The following is a 13819-nucleotide window of genomic DNA, read 5'->3' on the forward strand; positions in this document are numbered from 1 at the left end:
TTGACCGTTGACACCCGTTCTTCACCTCCATCGCCAATATTTTCCCCGTTAAAGAGTCGATCATACGCTTATTGCAGAATAATGGAAAATAAAAAACCGGCACTTGCCTTCCGTTGAATTCAGGAAAGCAAATGCCGGCTCTTATCGACCGGAAGCTTATAGGGCTACACGTTCGCGTATTCTCTCTCCCACTCTTCATCCACCGCAAGCTGCTTCTTATATACAGTGGAAGACAGGAAGATGCTAGCTTCGTACAGAAGAATCAGCGGAATGGACACGAGAATGTCCGAAATGACATCCGGAGGCGTAATCGTTGTGCCGATAAGCACCATGACGAAGTAGGCGACCCGTCTCAGCTTGCGCAGCCGCAGAGGGTTCAAGATCCTCAGCTTCGTCAGGAACATAATTAGAAGCGGGAGCTCGAACAGCAATGAGATCGGGATCAAAATGTTAAACAAGAAAGATATGTACTGCATAACACCATACGTCTCGATCAATCCCAGGCTGTGCGATACCGATTTCGTGAAGTTAAAAGCCATCGGAGCGATGACGAAGTAGGAAAACGACAGTCCCGCAAGAAATAAGAACAATGCGTATGGAATATATCGAAGCGTGGCCCGCTGCTCCTTCTGTGTGAGCGCCGGCTTCACGAACAGCCACAGCTGGAAGAAAGCGAACGGCAGCACGAGCACGAGCGCGATCAGAAAGGCGAACTTCATATACATGCTGATGCCGTCCCACAACGAAAACGTATGCAGCTCGACACCATTCATCGGTCCGTCCTCAATGACGAAGTTATATAGCGGCTTGGCAAAATATAGTCCGATCCCGAGTCCCACTACCAGAACGAGCAAGGTCCAGAATATACGGCGTCGCAGCTCGCCAAGATGCTCCAGCAGCGGCATCAGCCCTTGATCTTGCATGCGCGTCCGTAATTCCTCCGCCGTCTGACCGGTCTGGGACTTGCGATGTTCGGCCATGTCAGCTCACTCCTCAATGCGAAGCAGTTATAATGGCTCTATCATGCAGTAAAAAAAACGGCCCCGATTAATCCGGAAGCCGCTTGTTATCGAACTTGACGTCGTCCGTCCGATTCACTTCAATCCGATCCTTCGACTTATCGGACGGTTCGTCCATAACATCGCGTGCGCCTGCTTTGAACTCACGCAGCGTTCTTCCGAATGCACGGCCCAGCTCCGGCAGCTTGTTCGGTCCGAATAACAACAGCGCAAGAAGCGCAAGAAGAATAAAACCTGTTGCCCCAATACCGCCTAACATGTCATTCACCTCTTCCATATATGTAATCTCATATATATATGCTGTTGCCGATTAACAGCCATGCAATCCGCCGTAACCCATTGCTACGATATCCGCCCGGGTAATCGTGTCTCCCGCTAAGATTCGCGGCAGCAGTACGTCGAATGAGGTATAAGGGTCATGCATTACGCAGCCCGGCAGTCCCATAATCGGAATGCCATGCAAGTAGCCGATAAGCAGCATAGAGCCCGGCAGCATCGGCGTGCCGTAGCTGACAATGTCGGCACCGGCTTCTTTAATTGCGCCGGGAGTTCGGTCGTCAGGGTCTACCGACATGCCGCCTGTCACTAATATCATATCATATCCTTTGTCATACAAGAAACGTATATGATTGACAATTGTTTGTCGATCATCCGGCGAGAAACGCTGCTCCGCCACTTCAGAGCCAAGCGCCTCCAGCTTCGCCTTCACCGCCGGCCCGAACCGGTCCTGAATTCGCCCGCTGAACACTTCCCCGCCCGTCGTGAGCAGCCCCACCCGCATACGACGGAGCGGCCGAATGTTAATTGGAGCTGTTCCATCGTTGCTGGACCGGTAAGCCTGCGCGAGCGCCTCCGCCGCCTCGACCTTCTCCTTCGGAAGCACCAGCGGAATGGCACGCGTAGCCGCAACGGGCTGGCCTTCCTGAACAAGCGTATGGTTACGGACGGTCGCAAGCGCAATATCTCCGATACGATTAATCGCATCGACCAGCTTCGCTGGAACAGTTACGAGCCCCGTATACTGTGCCTTGAGCGAAACTTTGCCCTCATGCGGCTCGGATAATGCGATCCCGCTGCCCTGCAGCGATGCGGCAAGGCGCTGCGCCGCATCGTCCTCATGCAAATCTGCATCGCCGAGCTCCAGCGTATATATATGCTCTTTCCCTATATCGAGCAGTCCGGGAATGTCCGCTTCCGTAATGAGATGACCGCGCTTATACTTGCGGCCCTTGAATTGACCCGGCACGATCTGCGTCAAATCGTGGGCGAGCCGCATGCCAACCGCTTCGGTAACCGGTACCTCACGCATCACCGTCTTGCGCACAGCTGCTTGTCCTTCTGTCTCAGCGCTCATTGGCATGCTCTCCGATCCGGCCCGATACGATACCAAGCGCGTGCGGCAGCTGGTCCATCACCTGCATCAAGCTTTCATGTACTCCCTTAGGACTGCCGGGAAGGTTAATAATGAGACAACGCCCTCTAATCCCACTGACGCCTCTGGACAGCATCGCCGCGCGCGACCGCGACATGCCCCCCATTCTCATCGCTTCCGAAATGCCGGGCACGACTCGGTCGATCACCTTCAACGTCGCCTCCGGCGTCAGATCGCGCGGTCCAAGTCCTGTCCCGCCCGATGTCAGCACGAGGTCCGCTTGAAAATAATCGGTCATCTCGATCAGCGCAGCCATAATCTCATCCTGCTCGTCCGGAACGATCCGATATTCGACAATTTCGCCGCCGAGCTCTTCCTCAACCAGCTCGCGAATAACTTGAGCGCTCGTATCTTCCCGCTGTCCTTTGGAGCCTTTATCGCTTGCTGTCAGAATCGCCACTCTCCACTTCATGAACAATTCCTCCTATCCGTACGAACCGTTATCCAACCGGTTCGCCGCCGCTCCTGTAGTCGCCGCTCTTCCCCCCGGTCTTCTCTACCAGCTGTGTCGGCCCAATTACCATATCTTTCTGCAACGCTTTACACATATCATACACAGTTAAAGCAGCAGCCGAAACCGCGGTCAACGCTTCCATCTCAACGCCTGTTCGTCCTGTCGTCTTCACCTTCGCCTCAATGTACAGCTCGTTCTCATCATTATCGCTGAAGGCGATGTTAACGCCGGTAAGCGCGATTGGATGACACATCGGAATCCAAGACGACGTCTGCTTGGCAGCCATGATGCCCGCGACTTGAGCGACAGCAAGCACATCCCCCTTGCCGATCTTCCCCGCCTTAATCGTCTGCAGCGTATCCGGCCGCATCGTCACTGCCGTACGGGCAACCGCCGTCCGTGAGGTCGTCTCCTTCTCCGAAATGTCTACCATACGAGCACGACCCTGCTCGTTAAAATGCGTCAATGATTCCATTCTACTTCCGCTCCTGTTCGTCCGCTCCAATAAACGCTGCTGTCTGTAACAACCGCATCCATGAAAGCATCATGCCCGTCCGTCGGTATCGACTCAAGCAGCTGCTCCTCATAAGCGAAGCCCAGCCATGCTGGCTTTCCGCTTCCCGCTCTCACGGATGACTGCAACGCGTAGTAATAGCGATCATAATAACCAGCGCCGTAACCAAGTCTGCCTCCCTGCCGATCGAACGCAAGTCCAGGCACGATAACGGCATCTGGAACATACACGCTGCCGCAAGCGGTTGCTGCAGCCGGATCCGGCTCCCGAATGCCATAAGCGCCAGGCTTTAAATCGTCCCAGCTGCGAATCCAATAAGGAGTCATCGTCTGTCCGTCCGGCTCGCATCGCGGCGCAGCCGTCGCAATGCCGCTTCGCCAGCACCATTCCACCAGCGGTGCCGTGTCCAGCTCAGAGCGCAGACGAATATATACGAGCACGTTCTTCACCCCCATTGTCGACAGCAGCGATTGCATTCTCAGGCATGCTTGTTCTGACTTAAGAGAACGCTGGCTGACCTCGATCGCATCCCGGCGAGTCTTCATTAACGCGCGCAGCTCCACCTTCGCTCCCTTATTCCGTTCCGTCATGAGTACTCGCAGCCCTTTCCGAAGGTTCTTATCGCTCTTAGTTTACCATTGTTACTCAGCTTTCGCCAACGTACACCTAGTTCCTTATTCGAGCGGAATCATGTAAACTGTCCGTATATGTAATCGTTTATAGAACCATCGCGCAAGAAGGACGGATCATATACAAGGCACGCGAAGACTGCCCTTCCTGACCGTCTATCTTAAATAGAGGCATTAGCTATATTGGAGGTTATCATTTACCATGCTGCTGCAAGTTTCGGACTTGTCCAAAAGCTATGGCGTTACGCCTATACTTAGTCGTATAACGTTCCAAATTCAAGAACGTGAAAGAGTCGGTCTCGTCGGCGTGAACGGTGCCGGCAAATCGACGCTGCTGCAAATGATTGCCGGCGAGCTGACGCCCGATTCCGGCACGATCTATAAAGCGAAAGAAACGAAAGTCGGCTATCTCGCACAGAACAGCGGCTTAAATTCCGAACGTACAATAATAGAAGAAATGCGTGAGGTGTTCCGCCCGCTGCTCGATGCAGAGCAGGAGCTTCGCCAGCTCGAGGTCGCGATATCTGATCCGGAGCTTATAAGCGACGAGAAGCGTTATGAGGACACGCTCGCTCGATACGCCGAACGTTCCGAATGGTTCCGCTCACAGGGCGGCTTCGAGATGAATACGCGGATTAAAAGCGTGCTGCACGGCATGGGCTTCGGCGACTTCGATCATGACACACGAATCTCGACGCTTAGCGGCGGACAGCGGACACGGCTCGCGCTTGCGCGCATGCTGCTGCAGGCACCGGATTTGCTTATGCTTGATGAGCCGACCAACCATCTCGATATCGAGACGCTGACTTGGCTCGAATCATATCTCCGCAGCTACAGCGGCTCGATTCTGATCGTATCCCATGACCGCTATTTCCTTGATGCAATAGCGACGACCATAATCGAGATTGAGCGCCATTCTGCGAAGCGATATGCCGGTAACTACAGCCGCTATATTGATTTGAAGGCTGCCGAATACGAATCGCAGCTAAAGCAATACGAGAAGCAGCAGGAAGAGATCGCGAAGATGGAGCAGTTCATTCAGCGCAACATTGTGCGGGCCTCTACAACGAAACGCGCACAAAGCCGCCGCAAGGCGCTTGAGAAGATGGAGCGTCTGGACAAGCCGCTGGGCGATCTGAAGAAAGCGCACTTCTCATTCGAGATTGAACGCCAGACCGGCAAGGACGTGCTGCAGGCCGACTCTCTATCCGTTGCGTTCGAAGGCTCGGCCAAGCCGTTGTTTAAGAACGTCAGCTTCAGATTAGAGCGCGGCGAAACAGTAGCGCTGGTCGGACCGAACGGGATTGGCAAGTCGACGCTGCTCAAGGCACTTATCGGCCGACAGCCACTCGCGCAAGGAACCTACCGATGGGGCACGAATGTGAAGATCGGCTTCTACGATCAAGAGCAAGCAACGCTCACCGGCTCCAACACCGTGCTGGAGGAAGTGTGGAGTGCATTTCCTGAACTGGAGGAAGCCCGTATTCGCACTGTACTCGGCAACTTCTTATTCAGCGGCGACGATGTCCAGAAGGTCGTTTCCTCGTTAAGCGGCGGCGAGAAAGCGCGCGTCGCGCTGGCTAAGCTGATGCTTGACAAGGCGAACGTCCTTATTCTCGACGAGCCGACGAACCATTTGGATCTGTTCAGTAAGGAGGTGCTGGAATCTGCGCTCCTCGATTACGACGGCACGTTGCTGTTCATCTCCCATGACCGTTATTTCCTTAACCGGATGGCGGAGCGAATCGTCGAATTGACGCCTGATGGCTGCCAGCACTTCCTAGGAAATTATGATGATATGATCGAGAAGAAGCAGGAGCTCGCTGAGCTCGCCGCTCAAGCCGCCGAATCGACCGGCTCGAAGCAAGCTAAATCAGCTGCCGCTCCTGCCGCGACACCTGCATCCTCCTATGAAGCGGACAAACAAGCGAAGCGCGACGAGCGCAATCGCCAGCGGAAGCTGGAGCAGCTGGAGGCAGAAATTGCTTCTCTGGAGGAAGCGATCGGCGCGCTGGAGACGGAGCTGACGAACCCGGAAGTGTTCAACGACTACGTCCGCATTCAGAGCATCCAAGCGGACATCGACGCCAAAAGAACTGCGCTTGCTGCTGTATACGAGCAATGGGAAGCGCTGGTCGAGTAGCGGTAAGCATTAATCAACTAGCTCGAACGCCTGCATGAAGTGCAGGCGTTCGGTTCTTTTCGAGCGTTCGAGCGGGGTTAGCAATTAGATGCTTTTACAATCGTGTTCTCTTTCGTTGCTCCCTAACGACACACTTTCGGGGCGTTACAGCAATTGCGAGGATTGCACCTCAAGATCTTGTAGGTCTTATGTGCATCTCTACGAAAATCAGAGATGGCGATGAAGGGATCGTACCCTTTGGCATCGCCATCTCTAAAGCGATCAATATCGGTCCGACTTGTGACCAAGCTCGGAAGCCAGCTCCATTCCGTCGCCGCTCTGCGACGTTATGCCGCTATGGCTGCCCGCACGCTTCTTCAGCGCTTCCTCGATTGCCTTCGCAACATTCGCGCCGTATTCCGGGTCTGCCTTCGTTAAGTTCTCGATCATCCGATTACGGATGACCTCCCTGCATTCCGCCAACGCTCCGCCCAGATTGGCGATCAGATCTGCACGTTCGACCTCATCGAATTTGCGGTACGTCTCGCCGGCTTGCGCGAAGTCATTCGTCCGCTCGATTCGCTGCCGTACGAGCCGTTCGTTATAAGCAGGCTCGTAGCTCTTCCCGCGCTCCTTCGCCTCCTGCAGCCCTCCAAGTGAGGACGGCTCATAGTTAACATGCGGATTGGCGCCCGGTGGAAGATCGACCTGATAGGCCATCTGGCCGCCGCTCTGATTCGTCGCAACATGCTTCTTCGGCGCGTTGATCGGCAGCTGCAAATAGTTCGTGCCAACCCGGTAACGCTGCGTATCCGAATAGGAGAACGTACGGCCCTGCAGCAGCTTATCGTCGGAGAAGTCGAGACCATCGACAAGCACGCCCGTACCGAATGCCGCTTGCTCCACTTCAGCGAAATAGTTAACCGGATTTCGATTCAGCACCATTCTGCCAACCGGTAAGAAAGGAAACTTCTCCGCATCCCACAGCTTCGTCGGATCGAGCGGATCATAATCCAGCTCCGGATGGTCATCATCGCTCATCAACTGCACACACAGCTCCCATTCTGGGTAATCGCCGCGTTCAATCGCCTCGTACAGATCCTGCGTCGCATGGTTAAAATTGACCGCCTGTATCCGCTCCGCCTCAGCGGCCGTCAAGTTGCGAATGCCCTGCTTCGGCTCCCAATGGTACTTGACGAGCGTCGCCTTGCCTTCCGCATTGACCCACTTGTATGTATTAACGCCCGACCCTTGCATTTGCCGATAGTTAGCCGGAATGCCCCATGGCGAGAAGAGGAACGTAATCAAATGAGTCGCTTCTGGCGAGTTGGATACGAAATCGAAAAACCGCTCATTGCTTTGGATACTCGTCACCGGGTCAGGCTTAAATGCATGCACCATGTCAGAAAATTTGATCGGATCGCGGATAAAGAACACTTTTAAATTATTGCCAACCAACTCCCAGTTTCCGTCTTCGGTATAAAACTTAACAGCGAAGCCGCGCGGATCGCGAAGCGTCTCCGGCGAATGGCCTCCGTGAATGACGGAAGAAAATCGAACAAATACCGGCGTCTGCTTCCCTGCCTCCTGGAACAGCTTTGCCCGTGTATATTTCGCTATCGGTTCGTCGCCGACCTTGCCGTACGCTTCGAAATAACCGTGTGCACCCGCGCCGCGGGCATGCACTACCCGCTCAGGTATTCTCTCCCGATCAAAGTGCGAAATTTTCTCGAGGAAGTCGTAGTTTTCCAGCGTCGTCGGTCCGCGGCTGCCTACCGTCCGAACGTTCTGATTGTCCGTTACCGGATGCCCCTGACGGTTCGTCAGCGTCAGCTCCGTCTCGCCTTCGCTGAACGGCTATCTTGTGGTCCCCCAGCTCCAAGCTTGCTATCGCCATTATTAGAATTCGAGGACATCGTCATAGCCTCCCTATCATGTCGTCATAGTGAAATTGGTTACCTGTCCATTATTTCACTGATTGAATATGGCTATGCGTCCAAAAGGTGCTCACTGCAACTATTCACTTCATCCACAGATTTATCCACAGCCGTGTATAAATTGTTGTACAATTCTGTCGAAATCAAGGTCGAAAACGGCGGGATATTTCAAGGGGTTAACTAATGGAATACGACTTCGGAACGGTTGCGTGTCGTTTTTGTCCCCGTTATCCACATTATCCACAGTCAGCCTGTGAAAAAGTTGTCCACTTTTACATCACAACGACCGAAGGTTTAAAAAGTGATCATACTGCGGAATTGAAAACGTTATCAACATTTCACAATATTCTGTGGATAAATGTGGATAACTATCCATCAAAGGCATCGTTATTTACGGACTCGATAAAACAGGGCAGCCGACTACTCGTTCGGCTGCCTTGTTTGTCTACACTTTCTCTCGTATATACAGCAAATGCGAAGAAACAGCAAGATTGTACGGATTGGCTGCTTCGCGGTAAATCATCTCTAGCACGATGCTCGATGAGCCGATCAGCTTCGTCATTCGAAAGCCATGCGATGCCATGAAGGGCTCGATTTGTTCTATCGGGTAATAGTAAGCTCCCGTGAAGCGCCCCTCATCCACATGATTAAATATTCCCGTCTCTATTCAGAATTCAAATTGCGTGTCGTGCACAAATCTTCATATTTTGTTTGCCGCTATTAACAGAAACATCGGACGGCGAACCTCCTCCTGCCACGCCGGATTACTCTCCAGCATGCTCGGCGTCGGCTGAAGCTCCGACAGCTTCGTGACGACAAAGCCGGCCCCAATCAACGCATTCAAATAAGAGGACACTGTTCGGTGATATTTGATCACATCATGATCGAGGAACCGAGCTTCGCGCTGCCCTTCTTGATGGTAGTTGTCAACCGGCCAATGCAGCTTCTCGCCATTCGGACCGTAATACCAATCTTGCGCAGCAAGCGCTGTAAAGATCGGATGCTCAACCGACAGCACGAAGCTTCCTCCCGGCACGAGAGCATAATAGACCTTGCGGCACACCAGATCGAACCGTTCCACATAATGAAGCGCAAGCGAGCTGATGACCACATCATACTGTTCGTCCGCCAGCTCCACGTCCTCGATCGCCTGCCGCCGGTATTCAATACACGGATCGCTTGTCATCTCTCTGGCACGCGCCAGCATATTCTCCGACAAGTCGATGCCAAGCACCGAGCGAGCTAGCTGCTTTCGCACATACCGGCAGTGCCAGCCGAAGCCGCAGCCCAGATCAAGAACCCGCTTGTCCTTAAGCTCCGGCAGCATCGCACGGAATGTCGTCCATTCACCTGCTGCTTCCAATCCGCCTATCGATCTCGGCATCTGACTATAGTTATAGAAGAAGCTGGAATCATCATATTTATTCTGCTTCATCGTCTTACTCCTCCCAGTCCAAGATCCGTCCCTCAATAAGACGCTGCACACTGTCTTGCAGTTGCGCGAAACGGCATACGCGTATCACACAAAAAGCCGGTCAACCGACCGGCTTTGCTGCAACTGACCACTCCTCCAGCGAAAGGAGCGGGTCAGCCTTCATATCAAGCGAAGTAAATTCGCCATTCTTCCATTTCAGATGGGCGGCGGCGGCAATCATGGCGCCATTATCGGTGCACAGCTCAAAAGGCGGCACGAGCAATGGAACGCCCTCCGCCTCGCAGCGCGCAGCGAGTGCGGCACGAAGGCCGCGGTTAGCCGCGACGCCTCCGCACAGCAGAAGCTGCCGGGCGCCGAACGCCTCTACTGCCCGCATTGATTTACCGACCAGCACATCGATGACGGATTCTTGGAAGCCGCGCGCGAGCGCGGCAGTCTGAATCGGCTCGCCCTTCATGCGCGCCTGATTAATCGCGGCTAGCACGGCCGACTTCAGGCCGCTTAGACTGAAGTCATAAGACTCTGGCTCCAGCCAAGCTCTCGGCAGCTCGATAACGTCCTCTGCCGACAGCGCCAATTTATCGATATGCGGGCCGCCCGGATACGGAAAATCGAGCGCACGCGCCACTTTGTCGTACGCTTCGCCGACCGCGTCATCGCGCGTCCGACCGACAATCTTGAAGGAGCCCTCCCGTTCCAATACGACGAGCTCCGTATGACCGCCTGACACCACAAGTGCTACGCATGGATAAACGATGTCATGCACAAGCGCATTGGCATATATATGACCTGCAATATGATGCGTCCCAATAAGCGGAATATCCAGTGCCATGGCATACGTCTTGGCCGCCACGCCTCCGACAAGCAGGGCGCCTACTAGACCGGGCCCTTGCGTCACGGCGATTGCAGACAGCTCCTTCGGCTGAACGCCCGCCTGCTCCAGTGCTGCTTCCATCATTTGCGTAATCGTCTCGACATGCTTGCGGGAGGCGATCTCCGGCACGACGCCGCCGAACTTCCGATGCGTGTCGATCTGACTTGAAATCACGTTGGACATGATGTGCCGCCCGTCCCGGACGACCGCGACCGACGTCTCGTCACAGCTTGTCTCGATGGCCAGCAGAAGGCTTTCATCCCGCTTAAGCTGCTTCTCGTTGTAAGATCCTATCATTATAGCTGAACTCCCGTCCCGGACTTGCTTAGCTCCACCCACATAATGAGCGCGTCTTCATTATTGTCCGAATAATAACCCGGCCGAATGCCGGCTGGCTCAAAGCCGAGCCGTTCATACAGCCGCTGAGCCCGATTGTTCGATACGCGAACCTCAAGCGTCATCCGATGCATGCCGTATTCTGCCGCTTGCGCCATCATCCTGCGTAACAGCCTCTCGCCAAGCCCTCTGGAGCGGCGATCGTAACGCACCGCGATGTTCGTTACATGTGCCTCATCAATAATGGTCCACATGCCGCCATAGCCGATAATGCCTGTGCTATCCTCCATTACCGTATAACGGGCAAAATGATTATGAGAAAGCTCATTGGTGAACGCTTCCTCCGACCACGACGTCGTGAACGCCTCCTGTTCAATCTTCACGATCGCGGGCACGTCGCTAAGACGCATCGCGCGAAACTTAACCTCTCCCGCTTCATTTACACTTGTCGTCATTGTCCGCCACTTCCCGCCTGCTTCTCCTTCAGCTTTACTTCCGCCTCCGTAAGCTGCGTATAGTTCGGCACAAAGGTATGCACATCGTCATACTCACCTAGCCGTACACGTTCCAGCCCCAGCAGAGCGACGCTGCGTCCTTCCATCAGCGAGTCGGCCAGCACGACGCGAACGCCAAAGGCCTCGCACAGCTGCTGAAGCCGCTTCGCTTCTGTCTCATGCTTGGACAACTCTCCGCATATCGTAATAACAGCCGGGGCTCGGTCACCTGTATCTGCAGTCGAGACTTGCGCCAACTTCCCGTCTTCCATCCCGGAAGCTGACTGTATTCGTTCATACAGCGTATCGACCCATTCATTCATCAGCCGGATTCCGTCTCGCTCCAGACGGCTCCAAGTGCCATCCGCCCTGCCCGAAGCGAAAGCCGCTGTATATACTTGACCGCGCCTTGCATCCATAATCGGCACAATCCAGTGCAGATCGGCGTCATCTGTCAGACGGCTGCCATATGCAAGAGCCTCTAAGCTTGAGACGCCGACAATCGGCTTCGACCATGCCCACGCTAGCGTCTTCGCAACGGTCACACCGATCCGCATTCCCGTATAAGAGCCTGGTCCACGTCCAACCGCGATCGCATCGAGCTTTTCCTCCGTAACACCGGATGATGCCATCAGCCCCTTCAGCTTCGTCACAACCTCAACCGAATGGTTGCGTTCGGCCATCGATTGTACCTCGCCGAGCACTTCGTTCCCTTGGATGATAGCCATTGACATCGCAGCCGTAGACGTATCCAGCGCGACGATGACCGGTGAAGCGGTCTGTGTATGATTTCGTCCGTTCATTGCCTTTCCTCCCCAACATCTTCGCCGTGCATAGCAGCTAGCTCCCTTACGAATGCAGCACAGCGCTCCCCGACGCCTCGAAGCTCGTACCGTCTGCTCTCTCCGCCGAGATGCGTAAGACGAACATGCAGCCGCTCAGGCGGCAGCAGCTCTTCGATCAGACTCGCCCATTCGACAATCGTCACACCTTCGCCGAAAAAATATTCGTCCAGCCCCAGATCGTCCGCCTCGTCGACCGACAACCGATAAACATCCATATGATAAAAAGGCATCTGCTGCCCTTCATATTCCTTAATAATAGTAAAAGTCGGACTGTTCACGATACCGGGCACGCCGAGCGCAGCTGCAAAAGCTTGGGAGAATCGCGTCTTCCCCGCTCCCAAATCACCGTCCAGCGCCAGCACCGTACCCGGCTGTACCCAAGCTGCCAGCTGCTGCGCCAGCTGGATCGTGTCCGCTTCGTTATGGCCTTCCCATGCCGCCCGTGCCTCTGTCTCATTCACCATACGTTCACCGTTCCTTAATCCGTTCAAGTAAAATGATTGTATCCCCGCTTCGGCACATGCCGTCTTCGCTCTGTTGATGACCCGCCTGCTCCTGGCACGCTTGTCACCAGCTCGACATCAGGAGCTCCTTGCTCCACCTCGCCTACAATATAAAAAGGCAGCCCTTCTGCGCTGAAAGCCGATTTAGCCTCCGCAGCATCCGAAGCTTCAATCGTCCCGAGCAGCACGTAGTCCTCTCCGCCGTACAGCATCCATTCCAGCGGGTCCATTCCCGTTACAGCCGCATACGACATAAGCGTACCGCTGCGCGGCAGCTCTAGGTCGCGCAGCACGAGCCGGACGCCGGACGCTTCGGCTATTTCCCACGCCTCGCTCGCCAGTCCATCGCTCACATCATTGAGCGACGAGCAGGTGCTCCGCTGCTGCAGCAGCCGTCCTGCCCGAACGGAAGGAGCCGGACGGCGGTGCGCCCGAACGAGCGCCTCCGGCACAGCCTCCTGCTTGCCGGGCTCACGGCCTGCGGCTATCCCGCCCCCGCCATGCAGCAAACCGTGTAAGCCTGCTGCAGACAAGCCGACCGGTCCGGTCAAAAAAATAAGATGGCCCGGCTTCGCACCGGACCTTCGCAGCGCGCAGCCTGGCTCGACTGTCCCGACGACAGTGACGGCAATGACAAGATGCTGCGGCGCTGAGGTCGTATCACCGCCGATCACTGCAACCCCGTACCTGTCTGCGCATTCGTATAAGCCATCGTACAGCCGCTTCATACGCTGCGGCCCCCAGCTCTTCGGCACGGAGACCGATATAAGCGCATGCCGAGGTAAGCCGCCCATCGCTGCAATGTCGCTGACATTAGCAGCCAACGCTTTGAAGCCGATATCCTCTTCCGTCATCGTCTGATCATTGAAGTGGATCGTTTCGACCATCGTATCGACAGCCATCACCCACTGCCATACTGTTTCCGGCTCTCTGGATGCTTCCACTACGGCTGCATCATCCCCGATGCCGAGCACGACACCTCGTTCCTGCTGCCATTGCGCGGACTGGCGGCCGGCCGTCCAATGGCCGATGCTCGCGAACTCGTCCAATCCACTCGCCTCCATGTGCGCATTCGTCCTATTCTTACGATGACCTTATTATATCGGGCTGCGCCCACTGCCGCAACAAGCGTATTGCGCTCCTGTGCACCATACTGAAGCAAATATTGGCGACGCGAGATGCTGTCATCCAGATAAAAAACCTCCATGTCGCAGCAGCAGCATGG

The 13819-nt window shown here is 54.9% G+C and carries 15 protein-coding genes; 1 reads left to right on the top strand and 14 read right to left on the bottom strand.

The window, feature by feature from the left end; genetic code table 11:
- Nucleotides 1–164 precede the first annotated feature (164 nt).
- The 6 genes from tatC to PXY01_RS09280 all read right to left on the bottom strand — a co-directional run bounded on the left by tatC (nucleotide 165) and on the right by PXY01_RS09280 (nucleotide 4009).
- Nucleotides 165–980, bottom strand: a complete 816-nt coding sequence (tatC, locus tag PXY01_RS09255) for a twin-arginine translocase subunit TatC (protein WP_127569569.1) — start codon at nucleotides 978–980, stop codon at nucleotides 165–167.
- A 67-nt stretch (nucleotides 981–1047) separates the two neighbouring features.
- Nucleotides 1048–1278: a twin-arginine translocase TatA/TatE family subunit gene (locus PXY01_RS09260; RefSeq protein ID WP_127569800.1), complete on the bottom strand. Its 231-nt coding sequence runs from the start codon at nucleotides 1276–1278 to the stop codon at nucleotides 1048–1050.
- Nucleotides 1279–1329: 51 nt separating this feature from the next.
- Entirely contained in the window at nucleotides 1330–2373 is a 1044-nt protein-coding gene (locus PXY01_RS09265) for a molybdopterin-binding protein (protein ID WP_127569570.1), read from the bottom strand.
- Nucleotides 2363–2863 (bottom strand): MogA/MoaB family molybdenum cofactor biosynthesis protein, encoded by a 501-nt coding sequence (locus PXY01_RS09270; protein ID WP_127569571.1) that lies wholly within the window; start codon nucleotides 2861–2863, stop codon nucleotides 2363–2365. Before PXY01_RS09270 ends, PXY01_RS09265 begins: the two co-directional genes overlap by 11 nt.
- Before the next feature lie 28 nt (nucleotides 2864–2891).
- Nucleotides 2892–3380, bottom strand: coding sequence for a cyclic pyranopterin monophosphate synthase MoaC (moaC, locus tag PXY01_RS09275; protein ID WP_127569572.1), 489 nt, complete (start codon nucleotides 3378–3380; stop codon nucleotides 2892–2894).
- Entirely contained in the window at nucleotides 3368–4009 is a 642-nt protein-coding gene (locus PXY01_RS09280) for a 5-formyltetrahydrofolate cyclo-ligase (protein WP_127569573.1), read from the bottom strand. Before PXY01_RS09280 ends, moaC begins: the two co-directional genes overlap by 13 nt.
- Before the next feature lie 241 nt (nucleotides 4010–4250).
- Here PXY01_RS09280 and PXY01_RS09285 point away from each other — a divergent pair, with 241 nt between their 5' ends.
- The gene (locus PXY01_RS09285) at nucleotides 4251–6191 is read left to right on the top strand and encodes an ABC-F family ATP-binding cassette domain-containing protein (RefSeq protein ID WP_127569574.1); all 1941 of its coding nucleotides are present in this window, start codon (nucleotides 4251–4253) and stop codon (nucleotides 6189–6191) included.
- 261 nt (nucleotides 6192–6452) lie between these two features.
- On the opposite strand, the gene PXY01_RS09290 is transcribed toward PXY01_RS09285, so the two are convergent.
- The 8 genes from PXY01_RS09290 to thiL form a co-directional block, all read right to left on the bottom strand.
- Nucleotides 6453–8003, bottom strand: a complete 1551-nt coding sequence (locus tag PXY01_RS09290; RefSeq protein ID WP_127569575.1) for a catalase — start codon at nucleotides 8001–8003, stop codon at nucleotides 6453–6455.
- Nucleotides 8004–8552: 549 nt separating this feature from the next.
- Nucleotides 8553–8750: a hypothetical protein gene (locus tag PXY01_RS09295; RefSeq protein WP_174721821.1), complete on the bottom strand. Its 198-nt coding sequence runs from the start codon at nucleotides 8748–8750 to the stop codon at nucleotides 8553–8555.
- 57 nt (nucleotides 8751–8807) lie between these two features.
- Nucleotides 8808–9542, bottom strand: a complete 735-nt coding sequence (locus tag PXY01_RS09300) for a class I SAM-dependent methyltransferase (RefSeq protein ID WP_127569576.1) — start codon at nucleotides 9540–9542, stop codon at nucleotides 8808–8810.
- A gap of 100 nt (nucleotides 9543–9642) precedes the next feature.
- Nucleotides 9643–10713, bottom strand: coding sequence for a tRNA (adenosine(37)-N6)-threonylcarbamoyltransferase complex transferase subunit TsaD (gene tsaD / locus PXY01_RS09305; protein WP_127569577.1), 1071 nt, complete (start codon nucleotides 10711–10713; stop codon nucleotides 9643–9645).
- Nucleotides 10713–11207, bottom strand: coding sequence for a ribosomal protein S18-alanine N-acetyltransferase (gene rimI / locus PXY01_RS09310; protein ID WP_127569578.1), 495 nt, complete (start codon nucleotides 11205–11207; stop codon nucleotides 10713–10715). The genes tsaD and rimI overlap by 1 nt, the downstream gene beginning before the upstream one ends.
- Nucleotides 11204–12049, bottom strand: coding sequence for a tRNA (adenosine(37)-N6)-threonylcarbamoyltransferase complex dimerization subunit type 1 TsaB (tsaB, locus tag PXY01_RS09315; RefSeq protein WP_127569579.1), 846 nt, complete (start codon nucleotides 12047–12049; stop codon nucleotides 11204–11206). Before tsaB ends, rimI begins: the two co-directional genes overlap by 4 nt.
- Nucleotides 12046–12555 carry a tRNA (adenosine(37)-N6)-threonylcarbamoyltransferase complex ATPase subunit type 1 TsaE gene (gene tsaE / locus PXY01_RS09320; protein ID WP_127569801.1) on the bottom strand — a complete coding sequence of 170 codons (510 nt, stop codon included), beginning with the start codon at nucleotides 12553–12555 and terminating at the stop codon, nucleotides 12046–12048. The genes tsaB and tsaE overlap by 4 nt, the downstream gene beginning before the upstream one ends.
- A 23-nt stretch (nucleotides 12556–12578) precedes the next feature.
- Nucleotides 12579–13658, bottom strand: a complete 1080-nt coding sequence (gene thiL / locus PXY01_RS09325; RefSeq protein ID WP_127569580.1) for a thiamine-phosphate kinase — start codon at nucleotides 13656–13658, stop codon at nucleotides 12579–12581.
- Nucleotides 13659–13819: the final 161 nt, after the last annotated feature.

The organism is Paenibacillus xylaniclasticus (assembly GCF_004001065.1).
GTDB lineage: Bacteria > Bacillota > Bacilli > Paenibacillales > Paenibacillaceae > Paenibacillus_T > Paenibacillus_T xylaniclasticus.